Source organism: Segatella asaccharophila (genome assembly GCF_054687055.1).
Genome location: NZ_BAACAN010000025.1, coordinates 1 through 14,320 on the forward strand (window position 1 = coordinate 1; position 14,320 = coordinate 14,320).

9 protein-coding genes, 1 tRNA gene and 2 pseudogenes are annotated in these 14,320 nt (G+C 41.9%); 9 read left to right on the forward strand and 3 right to left on the reverse strand.

What is annotated here, in order from left to right:
- Both ACYRYG_RS11345 and ACYRYG_RS11350 read right to left on the reverse strand, forming a co-directional pair.
- Positions 1-1,123: tyrosine-type recombinase/integrase (locus ACYRYG_RS11345; RefSeq protein ID WP_460198207.1), on the reverse strand; the 1,123-nt coding region annotated here is incomplete at its 3' end.
- A gap of 399 nt (positions 1,124-1,522) precedes the next feature.
- The gene (locus ACYRYG_RS11350; protein WP_460198208.1) at positions 1,523-2,497 is read right to left on the reverse strand and encodes a hypothetical protein; all 975 of its coding nucleotides are present in this window, start codon (positions 2,495-2,497) and stop codon (positions 1,523-1,525) included.
- A 651-nt stretch (positions 2,498-3,148) separates the two neighbouring features.
- Between ACYRYG_RS11350 and ACYRYG_RS11355 the strand changes: the two genes are divergently transcribed.
- From ACYRYG_RS11355 to ACYRYG_RS11375, 5 genes and pseudogenes are all read left to right on the forward strand, one after another.
- Positions 3,149-3,952 carry a type IV toxin-antitoxin system AbiEi family antitoxin domain-containing protein gene (locus tag ACYRYG_RS11355; RefSeq protein WP_460198209.1) on the forward strand — a complete coding sequence of 268 codons (804 nt, stop codon included), beginning with the start codon at positions 3,149-3,151 and terminating at the stop codon, positions 3,950-3,952.
- Positions 3,949-4,741: pseudogene (locus ACYRYG_RS11360) on the forward strand (nucleotidyl transferase AbiEii/AbiGii toxin family protein). The gene ACYRYG_RS11355 and the pseudogene ACYRYG_RS11360 overlap by 4 nt, the downstream one beginning before the upstream one ends.
- A gap of 53 nt (positions 4,742-4,794) precedes the next feature.
- On the forward strand, positions 4,795-5,097 hold the full coding sequence (locus ACYRYG_RS11365) for an RNA-dependent RNA polymerase family protein (protein WP_460198210.1): 303 nt from the start codon (positions 4,795-4,797) through the stop codon (positions 5,095-5,097).
- A 1,313-nt stretch (positions 5,098-6,410) separates the two neighbouring features.
- Positions 6,411-7,391 (forward strand): phage/plasmid replication domain-containing protein, encoded by a 981-nt coding sequence (locus ACYRYG_RS11370; protein WP_460198211.1) that lies wholly within the window; start codon positions 6,411-6,413, stop codon positions 7,389-7,391.
- A gap of 323 nt (positions 7,392-7,714) precedes the next feature.
- Complete coding sequence (locus ACYRYG_RS11375) at positions 7,715-8,056, forward strand: hypothetical protein (protein ID WP_293432131.1); 342 nt, start codon at positions 7,715-7,717, stop codon at positions 8,054-8,056.
- Between the two features lie 157 nt (positions 8,057-8,213).
- On the opposite strand, the gene ACYRYG_RS11380 is transcribed toward ACYRYG_RS11375, so the two are convergent.
- A tRNA-Met gene (locus tag ACYRYG_RS11380) sits at positions 8,214-8,287 on the reverse strand.
- Between the two features lie 442 nt (positions 8,288-8,729).
- On the opposite strand from ACYRYG_RS11380, the gene ACYRYG_RS11385 reads away from it, so the two are divergent.
- From ACYRYG_RS11385 to ACYRYG_RS11400, 4 genes and pseudogenes are all read left to right on the forward strand, one after another.
- On the forward strand, positions 8,730-10,667 hold the full coding sequence (locus ACYRYG_RS11385) for an LptF/LptG family permease (RefSeq protein WP_293432128.1): 1,938 nt from the start codon (positions 8,730-8,732) through the stop codon (positions 10,665-10,667).
- 79 nt (positions 10,668-10,746) lie between these two features.
- A pseudogene (gene ribB, locus ACYRYG_RS11390) lies at positions 10,747-11,367 on the forward strand (3,4-dihydroxy-2-butanone-4-phosphate synthase); the annotation flags it as partial.
- Positions 11,368-11,513: 146 nt separating this feature from the next.
- Positions 11,514-12,722: a bifunctional 3,4-dihydroxy-2-butanone-4-phosphate synthase/GTP cyclohydrolase II gene (locus ACYRYG_RS11395; protein WP_293419635.1), complete on the forward strand. Its 1,209-nt coding sequence runs from the start codon at positions 11,514-11,516 to the stop codon at positions 12,720-12,722.
- A 283-nt stretch (positions 12,723-13,005) separates the two neighbouring features.
- Entirely contained in the window at positions 13,006-14,199 is a 1,194-nt protein-coding gene (locus tag ACYRYG_RS11400) for a pyridoxal phosphate-dependent aminotransferase (RefSeq protein WP_293419638.1), read from the forward strand.
- Positions 14,200-14,320: the final 121 nt, after the last annotated feature.

Genomic DNA, 14,320 nt, shown 5'->3' on the forward strand with positions numbered 1-14,320 from the left:
CCATGCCCTCGCTGATCACGGCAATGGAAACGTCCATGTTGCGAGCGATGCTGGCCCAGGAATGACGGGCCACGTAAGTAGTAAGCGGGATCCTCAGTCCGATCCGGTCCCCTATTTTCTTCAGGTTACGGTTGACTGTCTGCTCCACCTGCCGGTACCTCCTGTAAGCTGTATCATTGTCCTGCTTCAGGATGGGAAGCATAAACGGTGTATTCCGTGTCTGACCGGCATAGCGGTCGACGATGTCCTGCATGGGCTTCTCCCAGGCAATGGTCAGGGACTGGTTGGTTTTCTTGCGGCAGTAAGTGACCATACCACGTTTGAGATCACTCTTCCTGAGGAAGGCCATGTCCACAAACGGCATACCACGCATATAGAAACTGAACATGAACAGGTCACGGGCAAAGACCAGCGGTGAGTCCTCCCGCAGATCAATACGCTCGATGGCACGGATATCACTGACGGAAATGGCCCGTTTGGTGGTCTTGCCGTATGAAGTATGCACATGCCGGAAAATATCCCGGTCATCCGTGAGCCCGGCCTCCACGGCTCTATTGTAGAACGTACGGAGCGTCCGCAGGTAGTAGGCGATGGAGTTCCGTTTCAGTCCCCGGTCAATCAGCCAGGCTTCATAGCGCTCCATCAAGTCGGTCGTCATAGACTCGAAGTCCAGGTCCTCTCCCTCACGGAACTCCCTGAAACGTCGCAGGGCATCCGTGTAAGTCTTGGTGGTGCCGATGCGCTTCATTTGTGACTTCTTTACGATCTGAGTTTGAATAAAACTAAAGACGCTTTGGCAAGGTGGTAATTGTTTAAAGGTTTCTATTAAGTCATCGATGGTATATGAGGTATTTGATTTGTCTTTTTGCTGGACGATGGTCTTCATCTGTCTGATTTCCCCATTGAGTTTAGACTGAATAAGTTGCAGGCGGATCTTTCTGTCCTCGTGTGCCTGGTCTTTGGGAAGGATAACCGACCCTTCTTTCTCATTCCACTCCTGGCGGAAGAGATGATAACCGGAACTTATCCACCGTACGGCTCTGTGATGAATTACCTGATAATAAAGTGTTCCTTCCTTGTCTGGAATTGTTGAAAGCCTGAATTTTACTCTTAATGTCGTCATGCTCTTAATTGTTCTTCTTTATTTATTATTCGATTTTTTGTTCAAAGTTATATTTACATAAGATACGGTTTTATTAAGACGGACCTGCTGGAAAGAGTTATACCCGATCACGATCATCTCCGGTCACGCCACCTATATAAACCACTGATATTTATCCTGCTTTTTTCACAGCCCCTCCTCCGTCACAAAGCATAAAGTCCCCCGAGAGGGAATCCAGCGATTCCACAAATATCCGGTATAAGATCTGAATTTCCAACGGGATCCATACGCTCATCCATAATAGTAAGAATCAGGCGCTTTTCTAAAACAGGTTTGTCCTGTTTGCGGATTTTCAGGAAACAAAGCAGTATATCAAAGATTAAACGACCATAAAGAACAAATATTTCCACTCTGGGATAATCATGCCGATAAACTATCAGGAAAGGAACCGGCACTTACCTGTTTTTCTTTCTCATATACAGCTTTTACCAGACCGTCAAGTTCTCTGACTAATTCATTATCAATCAAATAATTTTCCGGGCCGCTGCAGGCTTTATTAATTTCCTTCTTTAAGTCGAATCTTTGCTTAGGTGTCCGACTGCCATTCCTGAAACACTTATCGAACAGTTCCATTGTTTTATCAGTCCCGCCATTGGCAAACAGGAAACAGGACTTCCCTGCCTGATAAAGATCCCGTGTGGTCTTTACCTTTTTAAAATTTAGAACTTTATGATCATTTTTCTTAATCCTACAATAGTAGGAATACCACTCGCATAATAAAGAATCCAGCACTGAACCATTATACAAGTCTTCAACTAAAATATTCATGGGTTGCTTTGAATAGGAAAAACCTCTTTTATATTGTATTTCATACCTTAACACCGGCGTTTTCCGACTGATTTCAGGTCTTTCCTTTTGTTTCTCTGATTTTGGAGGTTCATAAAAAAACAGCTCCTTGACCTTGCCGATTTCATACTGAAGTTTATCCGGCGAAATAATTCTGTTTGCATTATCGAGGGATTCCAGGAAGCTGAAATAGTTTTGCACCGGATTTTGCATTATAAAATCATATCCGAAATTAATGCCTGTAATGCTTGCCCGAGAAATGGGAAGGCCCAGCTCTGCTGATAATGTACTTACAGACTCTTTAATATTCTTTTTTAAGTTCAACAAGCCCGGCAGACTGTTGCCACGCTGACATTCAGAAAAATCCAAATTTGGAATCGTTATGCCGGCGTCCCCTTCCACCATTTCCTTGTCACGAAAATGACTGTACCTGACTTCTTTCGGAACAATGCCAGCTTCCATTTTTATAACTTCCTTATAAAGTTCTTTCCCGCATAGGTGCTTATCCTCACAAAGTGTCTGAGGCAAGAATAAATTGATTTTCAACATATTAATATAAAAAGATATATTTTGATTTTCCATAGTTCTGATTCACTCTGAACCAGACCGTGGTTTGAGAATTGAATCTCCTCATCCCGAATTGATCCAAACATCCAGCAGACAGGACTTTCCGGATTCCGGCATCTCCGCCTGTTACAATCACATTGTTCCTTATTTTCCTTTTTCCTTTCATTTATATTTTCTTATTTATCCTCCAATTCTTCTTTTTTCTCTCTCTTTCTAAAATTATACTCTCTAAAAGTTTTTTTACTGCAAAAAACAGGGGAAAATTTCAATAAAAATTGATAATGATCTTTTTTTCAGCGAAAATTGCCGAAAAAATCCGGAAGGGATCAGGAAACTGAAGGATATAAGGATCATGATCGGACAAAACTTCCAGACAGAAAAAGTCATAGATTATCCGGCAGTCCTGAGTCCTTGAAAATGCACTTCAATACCTCAAACAGAAATTGAAGACAATTATACAATACGGCAAATGCTTTCTATAACACTATATCACATTATTATGCCACACATAATTGGAAAAACACGTCCTAACAAGCATATTTGTGTTAAATATTGTAGGATGCTGAACAAAAAGGATGGTTTTATTGCATAAATAATAAAAAACACCATACCTTTGCAGAAAAAGTATTCCTGATGACTATCAGCAGTTGGGTATATGACAAAACAATTCATGGATTCTCCACATTCTCCGTTGAGGATGTGAAGAGGAGTTTTGTGTCTATGCCCTCCCAATACATTCAAACGGAGTTGAACAATCTTGTAAAGAAGACTAGGATTGCGGCTGTATACCGGGGATTTTATGTCATTATCCCGGCGCACTATGTGCTGCGAGGTGCTGTTCCACCTCTCTATTATGTCGACCAGTTGATGAACTATTTGGGCAAACCGTATTATGTAAGCCTGTTAAATGCGGCCGAGCTTTTAGGAGCGGCACATCAACGGCCACAAACATTCTCTATAACGACATTGCTGCCACAACCAAGGATTTCTGCTAAAAAGAATCCCTTATTATCTTGGACATATCGTCGTGAGATAGAAGAGGATTTTTTGCTGACCAGGAACACAGAGACTGGCATAGTGAAATATTCTTCGGCGGAGCTTACTGCGCTAGACCTTGTACAGTATTCCCAAAACATTGGCGGCTTATCACGAGCTGCGACCATTCTTGAAGAGTTGTGTGAAGTGATGGATATGAATAAATTCACCGACAAACTATGTAAATATACCACCTTAGCCACTTTACAGAGATTGGGATATATCTTAGAGCACGTGCTTTTTGAGCAGGAGAAAGCAGATGTAATCTATGAACGCATCAAGGCTTCCGGTAGAAAAATGCTATATACTGATCTCAATAAAGAAAGTGATATAGCTAATGTTGAACGTGACCAAAAGTGGAAAATAAAAATAAACTGTGAAATAGAAACAGACGATATATGATAAACCGAGCAAGCTTTAACCCAGTGGAGCGAATTCGTTCCATGGACAGATAATGCACAAGTAGAACAGGACTTGATTATCTGCCGGGCCTTGATTGCTATATTCAGTAACGAGTTCCTTGCGTCGCAATTGGCGTTTCGTGGTGGCACGGCCTTACATAAGCTATATCTGTCACCACAACCTCGTTACTCCGAGGATATAGACATGGTACAGATAAATCCCGGCCCCATCAAGGACATCATGTTCAGACTGGGAAAAGTGTTGGATTTTCTTCCAGACCGTGTCACCAAGCAAAAGCGATATAACAATACGATGCTGTTTCGCATGAAGTCGGAAATTCCACCTACGGTGCAGATCCGCCTGAAAGTAGAAATTAACTGTTTTGAGCATTTCAACGTGCTTGGACTGGTGAAACACCCTTTCGAGGTGAAGAATAGCTGGTTTAGCGGAAAAGCTGATCTCGCTACCTATCAGTATAATGAACTGTTGGGAACAAAACTCCGTGCACTCTACCAGCGCAAGAAAGGACGTGACCTCTTCGACCTCTATATCGCACTCGCCCATGGAGAATGCAATGCAGGCGAGATTGTGCAGTGCTACAAGAAGTATATGGCATTCGTTGTAGAGAAACCTCCTACACGTAAACAGTTTATCAATAATATGGAGTTGAAGATGCAGGATGTTGAGTTCCTTGGAGATACGGTGAATCTCCTCCGTCCGGAACTCATCTACGACCCGAACGAGGCTTATAAGCTTGTCAAAGAACAGTTGATAGACAAACTTCAATGAATCGAGGTTGTAGATAGAACCATTCTACAACCATCTTGAATTGGTGAAATGCCATGAAACAACGCTCTCCTGAATTATCTTTGGAATATAGATACATGTTCGTTGCAGACATCACTAAGTGTTACGAAAGCATCAATCCACAAAGTATTGATTGGCCATTATCACGCAAGGGAACGCAATTTGCTGCCAATGACAATAATGAAATGGCAGGGAACATCATAAAGTATCTCAGGGCATTTCAACAGGGACGCAACATTGGTATACCTCAAGGCAGCTCCATTTTTGATTTCGTGGGTGAATTCGTACTTGGTTACTCCGATCTTCTTTTGCATAAAGCCTTGCAAAAGAAGTATTGATTGTTACGAGATAATCCGCTATCGAAATGGCTATCGTAGTTCTGCAACAACCGAGACGAGACACTTTGGAAGAAATATTTGTGAGTCAACACGGTATCACACCTCTTTTATATACACGAACTTTGAAGTAATGACATTAGCATGAAGGAACCTAAAGCGTAGGCCTGACACCATATATTCAGTCGAAGTCCATGAAAAACCAGATATGAAAGATACAGCAATAGTAGTCCACGCATAACATGGAGACCTAATTATACCTGTCCGGACCATTATGTTTGTATAGGTTTCCCATACTCTACAGCGGTCGGACAGGTACAATGATTCTAACTCATAGTCATTCCATACCGGATTGAAGTCTGCATCCAATATTATCAGAAATGTCCGGCAGAAGATACAGATATCAACTGCACATTCACATACCATGTGAAAGAATTTGATATTGGAATACCGTATGAAATGAATTTCCGGGTCATAAATAGTTTTCTATCCGGTAGTTCAGTTTTCATGAACCTTATTTACGTGATTCGGAAATGAATTGTTTAAATCCCGGAGTATAGCTTCCAGAAACATTGATTGATTAATCAGCATAGGTAATCGGCTTTGACCAGATGTTATATGAAACAAGAATGTAGATTTCCATAGATTACTCCATTAGAAATTATGGTTCCGTTATGAAACCGGTTTAGTATTTGTATTCTGATTTAATGTAGTGCAAATTCTGGACAGGTAACCTGATAGAAATAACTAATAATCAGAGAACAAATTACCAGATTAGAAATGGGTTTCATATCTATAGTTCTATATTCATAATTAAGGAAGAACCTATACTGCAATATCTATAGTTCCATGTTCATATTTATAATTAAGGAACAGCTTATACTGTAAAATATTACAAATTAAGGAATAACTTATATCTTAATATTAGAGTAGGGCTCCTAATTTTCAAATGAATATTTTATTGAGTGACAGAATTTCCTCGAATTGATAGATTTAAATGAACCGCCTTTGTATAATTCCATGAAATTTTTTTCTTGTTTTTTGAAGTAAAAAAGTTTTTAGAGAGTATAATTTTAGAAAGAAAGAAAGAAAGAAGTAAAAAAAGAATAGGAGGATAAATAAAAAATATAAATGAAAGGAAAAAGGAAAACAAGAAACAATACGATTGTAACAGGTAGGAATGCCAGAACCCGGAAAGCGCTACACGCCGGACAGCTTGAGGTCATTCAGAATAACCTAGAGATCACATTCTCAAATCAAAGTCTGATTCAGAATGGATCAGGGCAATTTTAAAAAAAATCAAAATATTTTACATTATGTATGATACAATCAATTTATACTATGATTTAAAGCAGGAAGATGAATTCAAACGGTTAATCCCAATCATAAATCCAAGTAGAAAAGAATTTTGTCATGAGGATTACGGTGTACGGACTATTTATCATGGTCATATAGGATACTTGAATGTAACTCTCAGTCCAAACAGGATGTATATTAATAGCAGAAGCTTTTGTAAATGGCTGAAGGGTGATAATCTCCAGAAAACGACATTGAAAGATATAAAAGAAGGGATAGAAAAATTATCTAAAATTTTGAATCTTCCTATGGATAAAGCAATAGTTTCACGTATAGATATAGGACTGAACATTATTGTCCGACACCCTGTCGAATTCTATTTATCACATCTAGGAACATCAAGCCGGACAAAACGACTAAGTCAATCTCACGGCCTTTATTATCATCAAACTGATGTGGATTTTGTTCTTTACGACAAGTTAGAAGAATACAAAAATGAAAATAACAGAATACCGGAAAAATATACAGGAAAGAACCTGTTAAGAATTGAACTAAGAATCAAACCTAATCTAAGTCACATATTTAAAAAGAAAGTTACGGCCGGTCTTTTGTATGATAAAGAATTTTATAGCTCTCTCGTGAAATTATGGGCTGATCACTACAATAAGATTCACAAAATTAATGATATATGTCTAGACTTGAATAGTATAAGAACCATTAATGATTTTCGCCGGGCATACATCCTCATTCTATCTCAGGAACTAGGTGGAGAATTAGAAGCCTTAGACCAAATAGAAAAGGCCCGGAAAAGCAAAACGATAGACAACCATAAAGCTTATAATTTCAGACAAAAGATTATCAGTGCATATAATATCAAAAACGATTTTATCAAGTCTGATGAAGCGATAGAAGAACTCGATCAAAAAATAAAGGACTGTGTGGCAACTGAACTTGGAACGTCATTTGAGGTGTGTCAGGGAACTTCTTTATGCCCTTATTGAAATGATGGAAATCATCAAAATAATCCCGGAAAATACCGGGATCTTTAGAAATCAAAGCCTGGTGGCTGAGAAAACTCCCGTTCTCGCTGCTATTTGATAGCGATAATTCAGCGAACCCTATTTAACCGCACTATCAGATTTCAGCCTCATCAGGCAAAGAATCCTGTCTTCAAACCTCATTGTCATCTATCGTGAGGATGTTGAAAATCACGGAATCAATACCCAAAATTTATCTTTGTTAAATTTTATCTTTCCGTTTTTCTTTAATTTCTTTTAATTTATATTCCTATTATACTATTCAAAATTTCTCTAGCAAGGAAATAATGAGTAATATCGGTGAACTAGTTGATGGAAAGGAAAAAATATTTGCCAAGACTAAGTTGAAGGATGAAACGGTCTCTTTACTAAGGTTTTTTGCCGAATTTCCTTCCATACAAAAATATCCAGACAGTAATATGATTGTTAATCAGGCAACTATTGTGGAGCAAGTCGATAACCACTGGGGAATCAAAGCTATCATTAATAACAACACATATTCCTATAAAGAACTTTCACCAACTGACCAGCAACGCTATCTCAATCTGAATAACGAAGATAAAAAAAGGAGTTTGGCCAAGATCCTTGCAAGAAAGTATTTCATTAGTGAGTGGAATCAACGACAATAAAATTACTAAAGTTTCCTACTTTTAGATAGGCCTCAACCCTGTAGGCAATTACCTCCAAAAGAGAGAAAAAAGTAACTTCCTGTTGAAACCTACAACTTTTCTACAACTTGACAAAATGTAATCACGTATAAATCAAGTAGTTACGGGCTGTTATTTGTAGCGGGGGTGGGCCACGATCCCACGACCTCCGGATTATGAATCCGACGCTCTAACCAGCTGAGCTATCCCGCCATCAACTACAAGTATATGCAAAATCTATTGATTTCACAACTGACTTATAGCTTTTGCGGGTGCAAAGATAACACATTTTTTCAAATTCACAAAAGAATCATCAACTTTTTAGTTCCTCAGCAAGAAAAAAACAAGATCAAAAGTTGATCCCCAAAGGATTGAAAAGTTTAAACATATCAAAAGTAATTTCAGAAATTAAGAAATTATCAGGATAAGTTGATCGAAAAAACCGATGAAATAAAAACCTTTGACACCTGTAACTATTAAGAAGTTTTCTAAAAAAAAAAAATAGCAAAAGAACAAGTTTCTGATAATTTTGTATTACTTTTGCAAACTGATATTATCCTCCGTCCTCGATAAAAGGCACAAATCATTTAAAGATTAGAATAAGCCAACTGGTTTAAATTTGAGGACGAAACAGATGATTCTACGAAACTCAATTATGCCTCGAATCAAGAAACTTGATATATTCATTATCCGCCAGTTCGGACTCCTTTTCTTAGGGACATTCTTCATCTGTCAGTTTGTACTGATGATGCAGTTCCTGTGGAGATACATTGACGATCTCATCGGGAAGGGTCTGACGCTAGATATCATGGCGCAGTTTTTCTGGTATATGGGGATGATGCTTGTTCCTCAGGCCTTACCATTAGCAATACTTCTATCTTCACTGATTACCTTTGGGAACTTAGGTGAGTCCTCAGAGCTTACAGCTATCAAGGCTTCAGGCATCTCCTTGCTCCAGGCTTTCAAGGGCCTCATCGTTGTTACTTCCATCATTATGTGTGGTTCTTTCTATTTTCAGAACTATATCGGTCCGCATGCCAACATGAAGATCATGCAACTGCTGATTTCCATGAAACAGAAGAGTCCGGAACTGGAGATTCCTGAAGGAGTATTCTACGATGGTATCCCTCAATGCAATATCTACGTACAGAAAAAGAATGTAAAGACGGGTAAACTCTACGGTGTGATGATCTACCGGATGACAGACAGCTACGAAGATGCCGCCATCATCCTGGCCGATTCCGGCATGATCCAATCAACGGCGGAGAAGAAACATCTGGTCTTAAGTCTGTGGAGCGGGGAATGGTTTGAGAACATGCAAGAATCAGAACTACAGAACAGTGCAGCCGTCCCTTATCGCCGCGAGAGTTTTATTGCCAAGAAAATCATCATCGACTTTAATGGCAACTTCAACATGACTGACGCCTCCTCCCTGTCTAACAATGCACAGGGAAAGAGTTTGTCACAGATCCATAATGACATCGACTCCCTGAACCACGTCTACGATAGTGTCGGAACTTCTTATTACCGGGACGCCCGGATGATGTACTACAGTATTCCGCACCTTGACAGGCGGGATTCAACACAGGCCACCCGGGAAGCCTTATCCAAGACGGTCAACATAGACAGCCTGTATAACAAGTTGACCCCTCCCCAGAAACAGTCCGTCATCAATAACGCCATGGGCAAAGTCCAGAACGACATGAATGATCTGGAATTCAAGAGTATGATCACATCGGACGGAGACAAGATCATCCGCCTGCATGAGATAGAATCCATCAATAAGTTTACGCTGGCACTGACCTGCCTCATCTTCTTCTTTATCGGAGCACCTTTGGGAGCGATCATCCGCAAAGGCGGACTCGGAGTACCTGTAATCGTCTCCGTCTTCGTTTTCATCTTCTATTACATCCTGGATAATACCGGCTATCGGATGGCCCGGCAGGGAATCTGGTCGGTGTGGTTCGGCAAGGCCCTCGCTCCGGCTGTCCTGATACCAATTGCCATATTTGTCACCTACAAGGCTAACAATGACTCAGTAGTCTTCAACTTAGACTTGTACAGGGATCTGTTCAGAAAGATCCTGGGCCTCCGCGTCAAACGCGAGGTCTCCGGCAAGGAAGTAATCATTCAGGATCCTGACTACCGCCAGGATTCCAAGGTGTTAAATCAGATCAGCCAGATCATTTCCGTATATGATAAAAGGCAGCATCTGCGGCGTGCGCCGAATCCGATCAAAGTATTTTTCAAATACCATACGGATCATACTATAGAGAAAGTCAACGAACAACTTGAACAGACGATTGAAGACTTGTCCAACACAAGAGATAATGTCATACTGACAGAGTTGAACCATTATCCGGTGCTGTCTGTAAAGGCACATACCCGGCCGTTCGAGCATTTATGGATGAATGTTCTGGCGGGGATTTTCCTCCCTGCGGGACTTTTCCTGTATTTCCGCATGTGGAGATTCCGCCTGCGGCTCATGAATGATTTGAAAACCATCCAGTCAATAAACAGGAACATAGAGAAGGAGATCATCACAATAGAGACTGCCAAAGAGACTGCCCCAGATCCTGAGGGCGAAGTATAAAGCATGACAAGTCTCAAATTTAAATAAAGGCTTTACCCCGGATGATAAGGGGTAGGCTCTTTCTAGATATTTTTTAGATATGGATCATTTTAAACTGAATAGCATCAAGGATGCAGTAAACGATTTCAAAGAGGGTAAATTCGTCATCGTCGTAGATGATGCCAATCGGGAAAACGAGGGCGACCTGATCACACCGGCGCAGACAATCACACCGGAAAAAGTCAATTTTATGCTGAAGAACGCCCGAGGCGTCCTCTGTGCACCCGTTACACTCCAACGTGCTGAAGAATTAAAACTGCCACACCAGGTAGAAAACAACACTTCGGCACTGGGCACTCCTTTTACAATCACCGTAGACAAACTCAAAGGATGCACTACCGGGGTATCGGCACATGACCGGGCAGCAACCATAAAAGCTTTAGCCGATCCGGCATCCACTCCACAGACCTTCGGCCGGCCTGGACATATCAACCCGCTCTACGCACAGAACAATGGAGTACTTGACCGAAATGGACATACGGAGGCAGCCATAGACCTCTGCCGACTTGCTGGTCTCTATCCGGCAGCCGCATTGATGGAGATCATGAATACGGATGGCACCATGGCCCGGTTGCCGCAACTTGACCAGAAAGCAAAAGACTGGAAAATGAAAATCATCTCTATTGCTGACCTGAAAGCTTACAGGAAGGAGCAAGAATCCGTCTAAAATCCCAACCCCTTCATGGAATGGCGGCAAGTCTCAGGAACGGACGAATAAAAAAGCCTCTGCTTTATAGATAGACGAAGCCATTCAATTGTATAATCATGGGATGGGGGCTTCCCCCACCTCTATCACAACTTTTCAATATGGAAGAATTCAAACTAAGTAGTATACCGGAAGCCATTGAGGATTTCAAAGAAGGCAAGTTTGTTATTGTTGTTGACGATAAAGACCGGGAAAATGAAGGAGATATGATTATTGCTGGTGAGGCCATTACACCGGAAAAGGTGAACTTCATGCTGCAGAATGCCAGAGGTGTCCTCTGTGCCCCGATCACAATATCCCGCGCTGACGAGTTGGACCTCCCCCATCAGGTCGAGGAAAACACGTCCGCCCTGGGCACTCCTTTTACGATTACCGTAGATAAACTCAAAGGTTGTACAACGGGAGTATCTGCCCATGACAGAGCGGCCACCATCAAAGCCCTGGCAGATCCGGGCAGTACGCCGGAGACCTTCGGCCGGCCCGGACATATCAACCCGCTCTACGCCCAGGACAACGGTGTCCTCCGCCGCAGCGGACATACTGAAGCGGCCATAGACCTGTGCAAACTCTCCGGTCTCTTCCCTGCAGCTGCCTTGATGGAAATCATGAACGATGATGGCACCATGGCCCGTCTGCCCCAACTGGAGGAAAAGGCAAAAGCATGGGGATTGAAAATCATTTCAATAGCGGATTTAATCGCCTACCGTCTGAAACGGGAATCAAGCATCGAGGTCGGTGAAGAAGTAGACTTGCCTACCAAATACGGACATTTCCATCTGATTCCTTTCCGGCAGACCAGCAATGGCCTGGAACACATGGCCCTGATCAAAGGGTCCTGGACAGAAGACGAACCGATACTGGTCCGTGTCCATTCTTCGTGCGCCACAGGGGACATCCTGGGAAGCCTGCGCTGTGACTGTGGCGAACAGCTCCATAAATCCATGCAGATGATCGACAAAGAGGGCAAAGGCGTCATCATCTATATGCAACAGGAAGGCCGTGGCATAGGACTGATGAACAAGATTGCTGCTTACAAACTCCAGGAAAAAGGACTGGATACCGTAGATGCCAATATTCACCTGGGCTTCAAACCTGACGTCCGGGATTATGGCTGTGGTGCCCAGATGCTCAGATACCTGGGCGTACATAAGATGCGGCTGCTGACCAATAACCCCACGAAACGAGTGGGACTGGAAGCATACGGACTCGAAATTGTTGAAAACGTGCCGATTGAGGTTACTCCTAATCAATATGACGAGAAATACCTGAAGACTAAACGTGACCGAATGGGCCATACGCTCCATTTCTGACCAGTCTCACCCTCACTACGACACTTGAAATTGTCGTATAATAAAACAGCCTGTACCTGCCCTCACCGATTGCAGATACCGGCTGTTTTCAGTTATATACAGTCCATTCAGCCATGCGGACTTGCCTACGGATCATTTGCAAAACCTGCTCTATGACATGTTTATATGTTACGATTTTAATAAAATTACAAATTATGATGAAATAATGCAATGTTTTTTTCGTTATAATGAATAAAATGCTTACTTTTGTAAGAAAGTTTAATCAATAGGATTCAGCATCATTATGGTACAATTATCTAATCGTCTTAACAGGCTTGCTCCATCAGCCACTTTGGCTATGTCGCAAAAAAGCAGGGAAATGAAAGCTCAAGGTATTGACGTCATCAATATGAGCGTTGGTGAACCGGATTTCAACACGCCGGAGCATATCAAGGAAGCTGGTAAAAAAGCTATTGATGAAAACTATTCCAAGTATTCTCCTGTCCCGGGCTATCTGGAACTGAGAAAAGCTATTGTCAACAAACTGAAGAAGGAGAACCACCTCGATTACACGGAAAACGAGGTAATGGTTTCTACAGGAGGAAAACAGGCTGTCTGTAACACGATCCTGGCTTTGATCAATGCAGGTGACGAAGTTATTATACCTGCTCCTTACTGGGTAAGCTATCCCCAAATGGTAAAACTTGCCGGAGGTGTTCCGGTTATTCTCAAAGGCAGTTTCGAACAAGATTTCAAAATACATCCGGAGCAACTGGAAGCAGCCATCTCTCCGAAGACCAGGATGCTGATCCTCTGTTCTCCAAGCAATCCGTCTGGCAGTGTCTATTCAAAAAAAGAACTGGAAGCCCTTGCGGATGTCGTCAGGAAGCATGCTGATCTGTTCGTCCTTTCAGACGAAATCTACGAACATATCAACTATACCGGACAAAATAACAGCATCGCCCAGTTCCCGGGAATGAAAGAACGCACCATCATCTGTAACGGCATCTCAAAAGCCTACGCCATGACAGGCTGGCGCCTGGGATGGATGGCAGCACCGGAATGGATCGTCAAAGGATGCAACAAACTCCAGGGGCAATATACCAGTGGAGCCAATTCGATCAGCCAGCAGGCTGCCATCGAAGCTTATAAGGGGGACCAGCAGAACGTCGAAGACTACCGAAAGGCTTTTGAACGCAGACGCGATCTCATTCTCCAGTTGCTTAAAGGTATTCCCGGACTGGAAGTAAACCTCCCGGAGGGTGCCTTCTACGTATTCCCGAAATGCAGCAGTTACTTCGGAAAGAGTGACGGTAACCGGATCATCAAGAATTCTACAGATTTCTCATTATACCTCTTGGAAATTGCTCACGTCGCAACAGTCGGCGGAGACGCTTTCGGAGATCCTGACGGTTTCCGTATCAGCTATGCCACAAGTGACGATAACATCAAAGAAGCAATGAAAAGAATCCGGGAGGCTTTGGCTAAACTAAAATAAAACGAGTCAGAGAATTCAACAGCTTGAACGAAAAAAGAATATTTTAGCCATTAGCCCGTTAAAACTTCTTAATTCGCATCGTAATCGTGTATTAATTCGTATCTTTGCGAGCACGAAACGA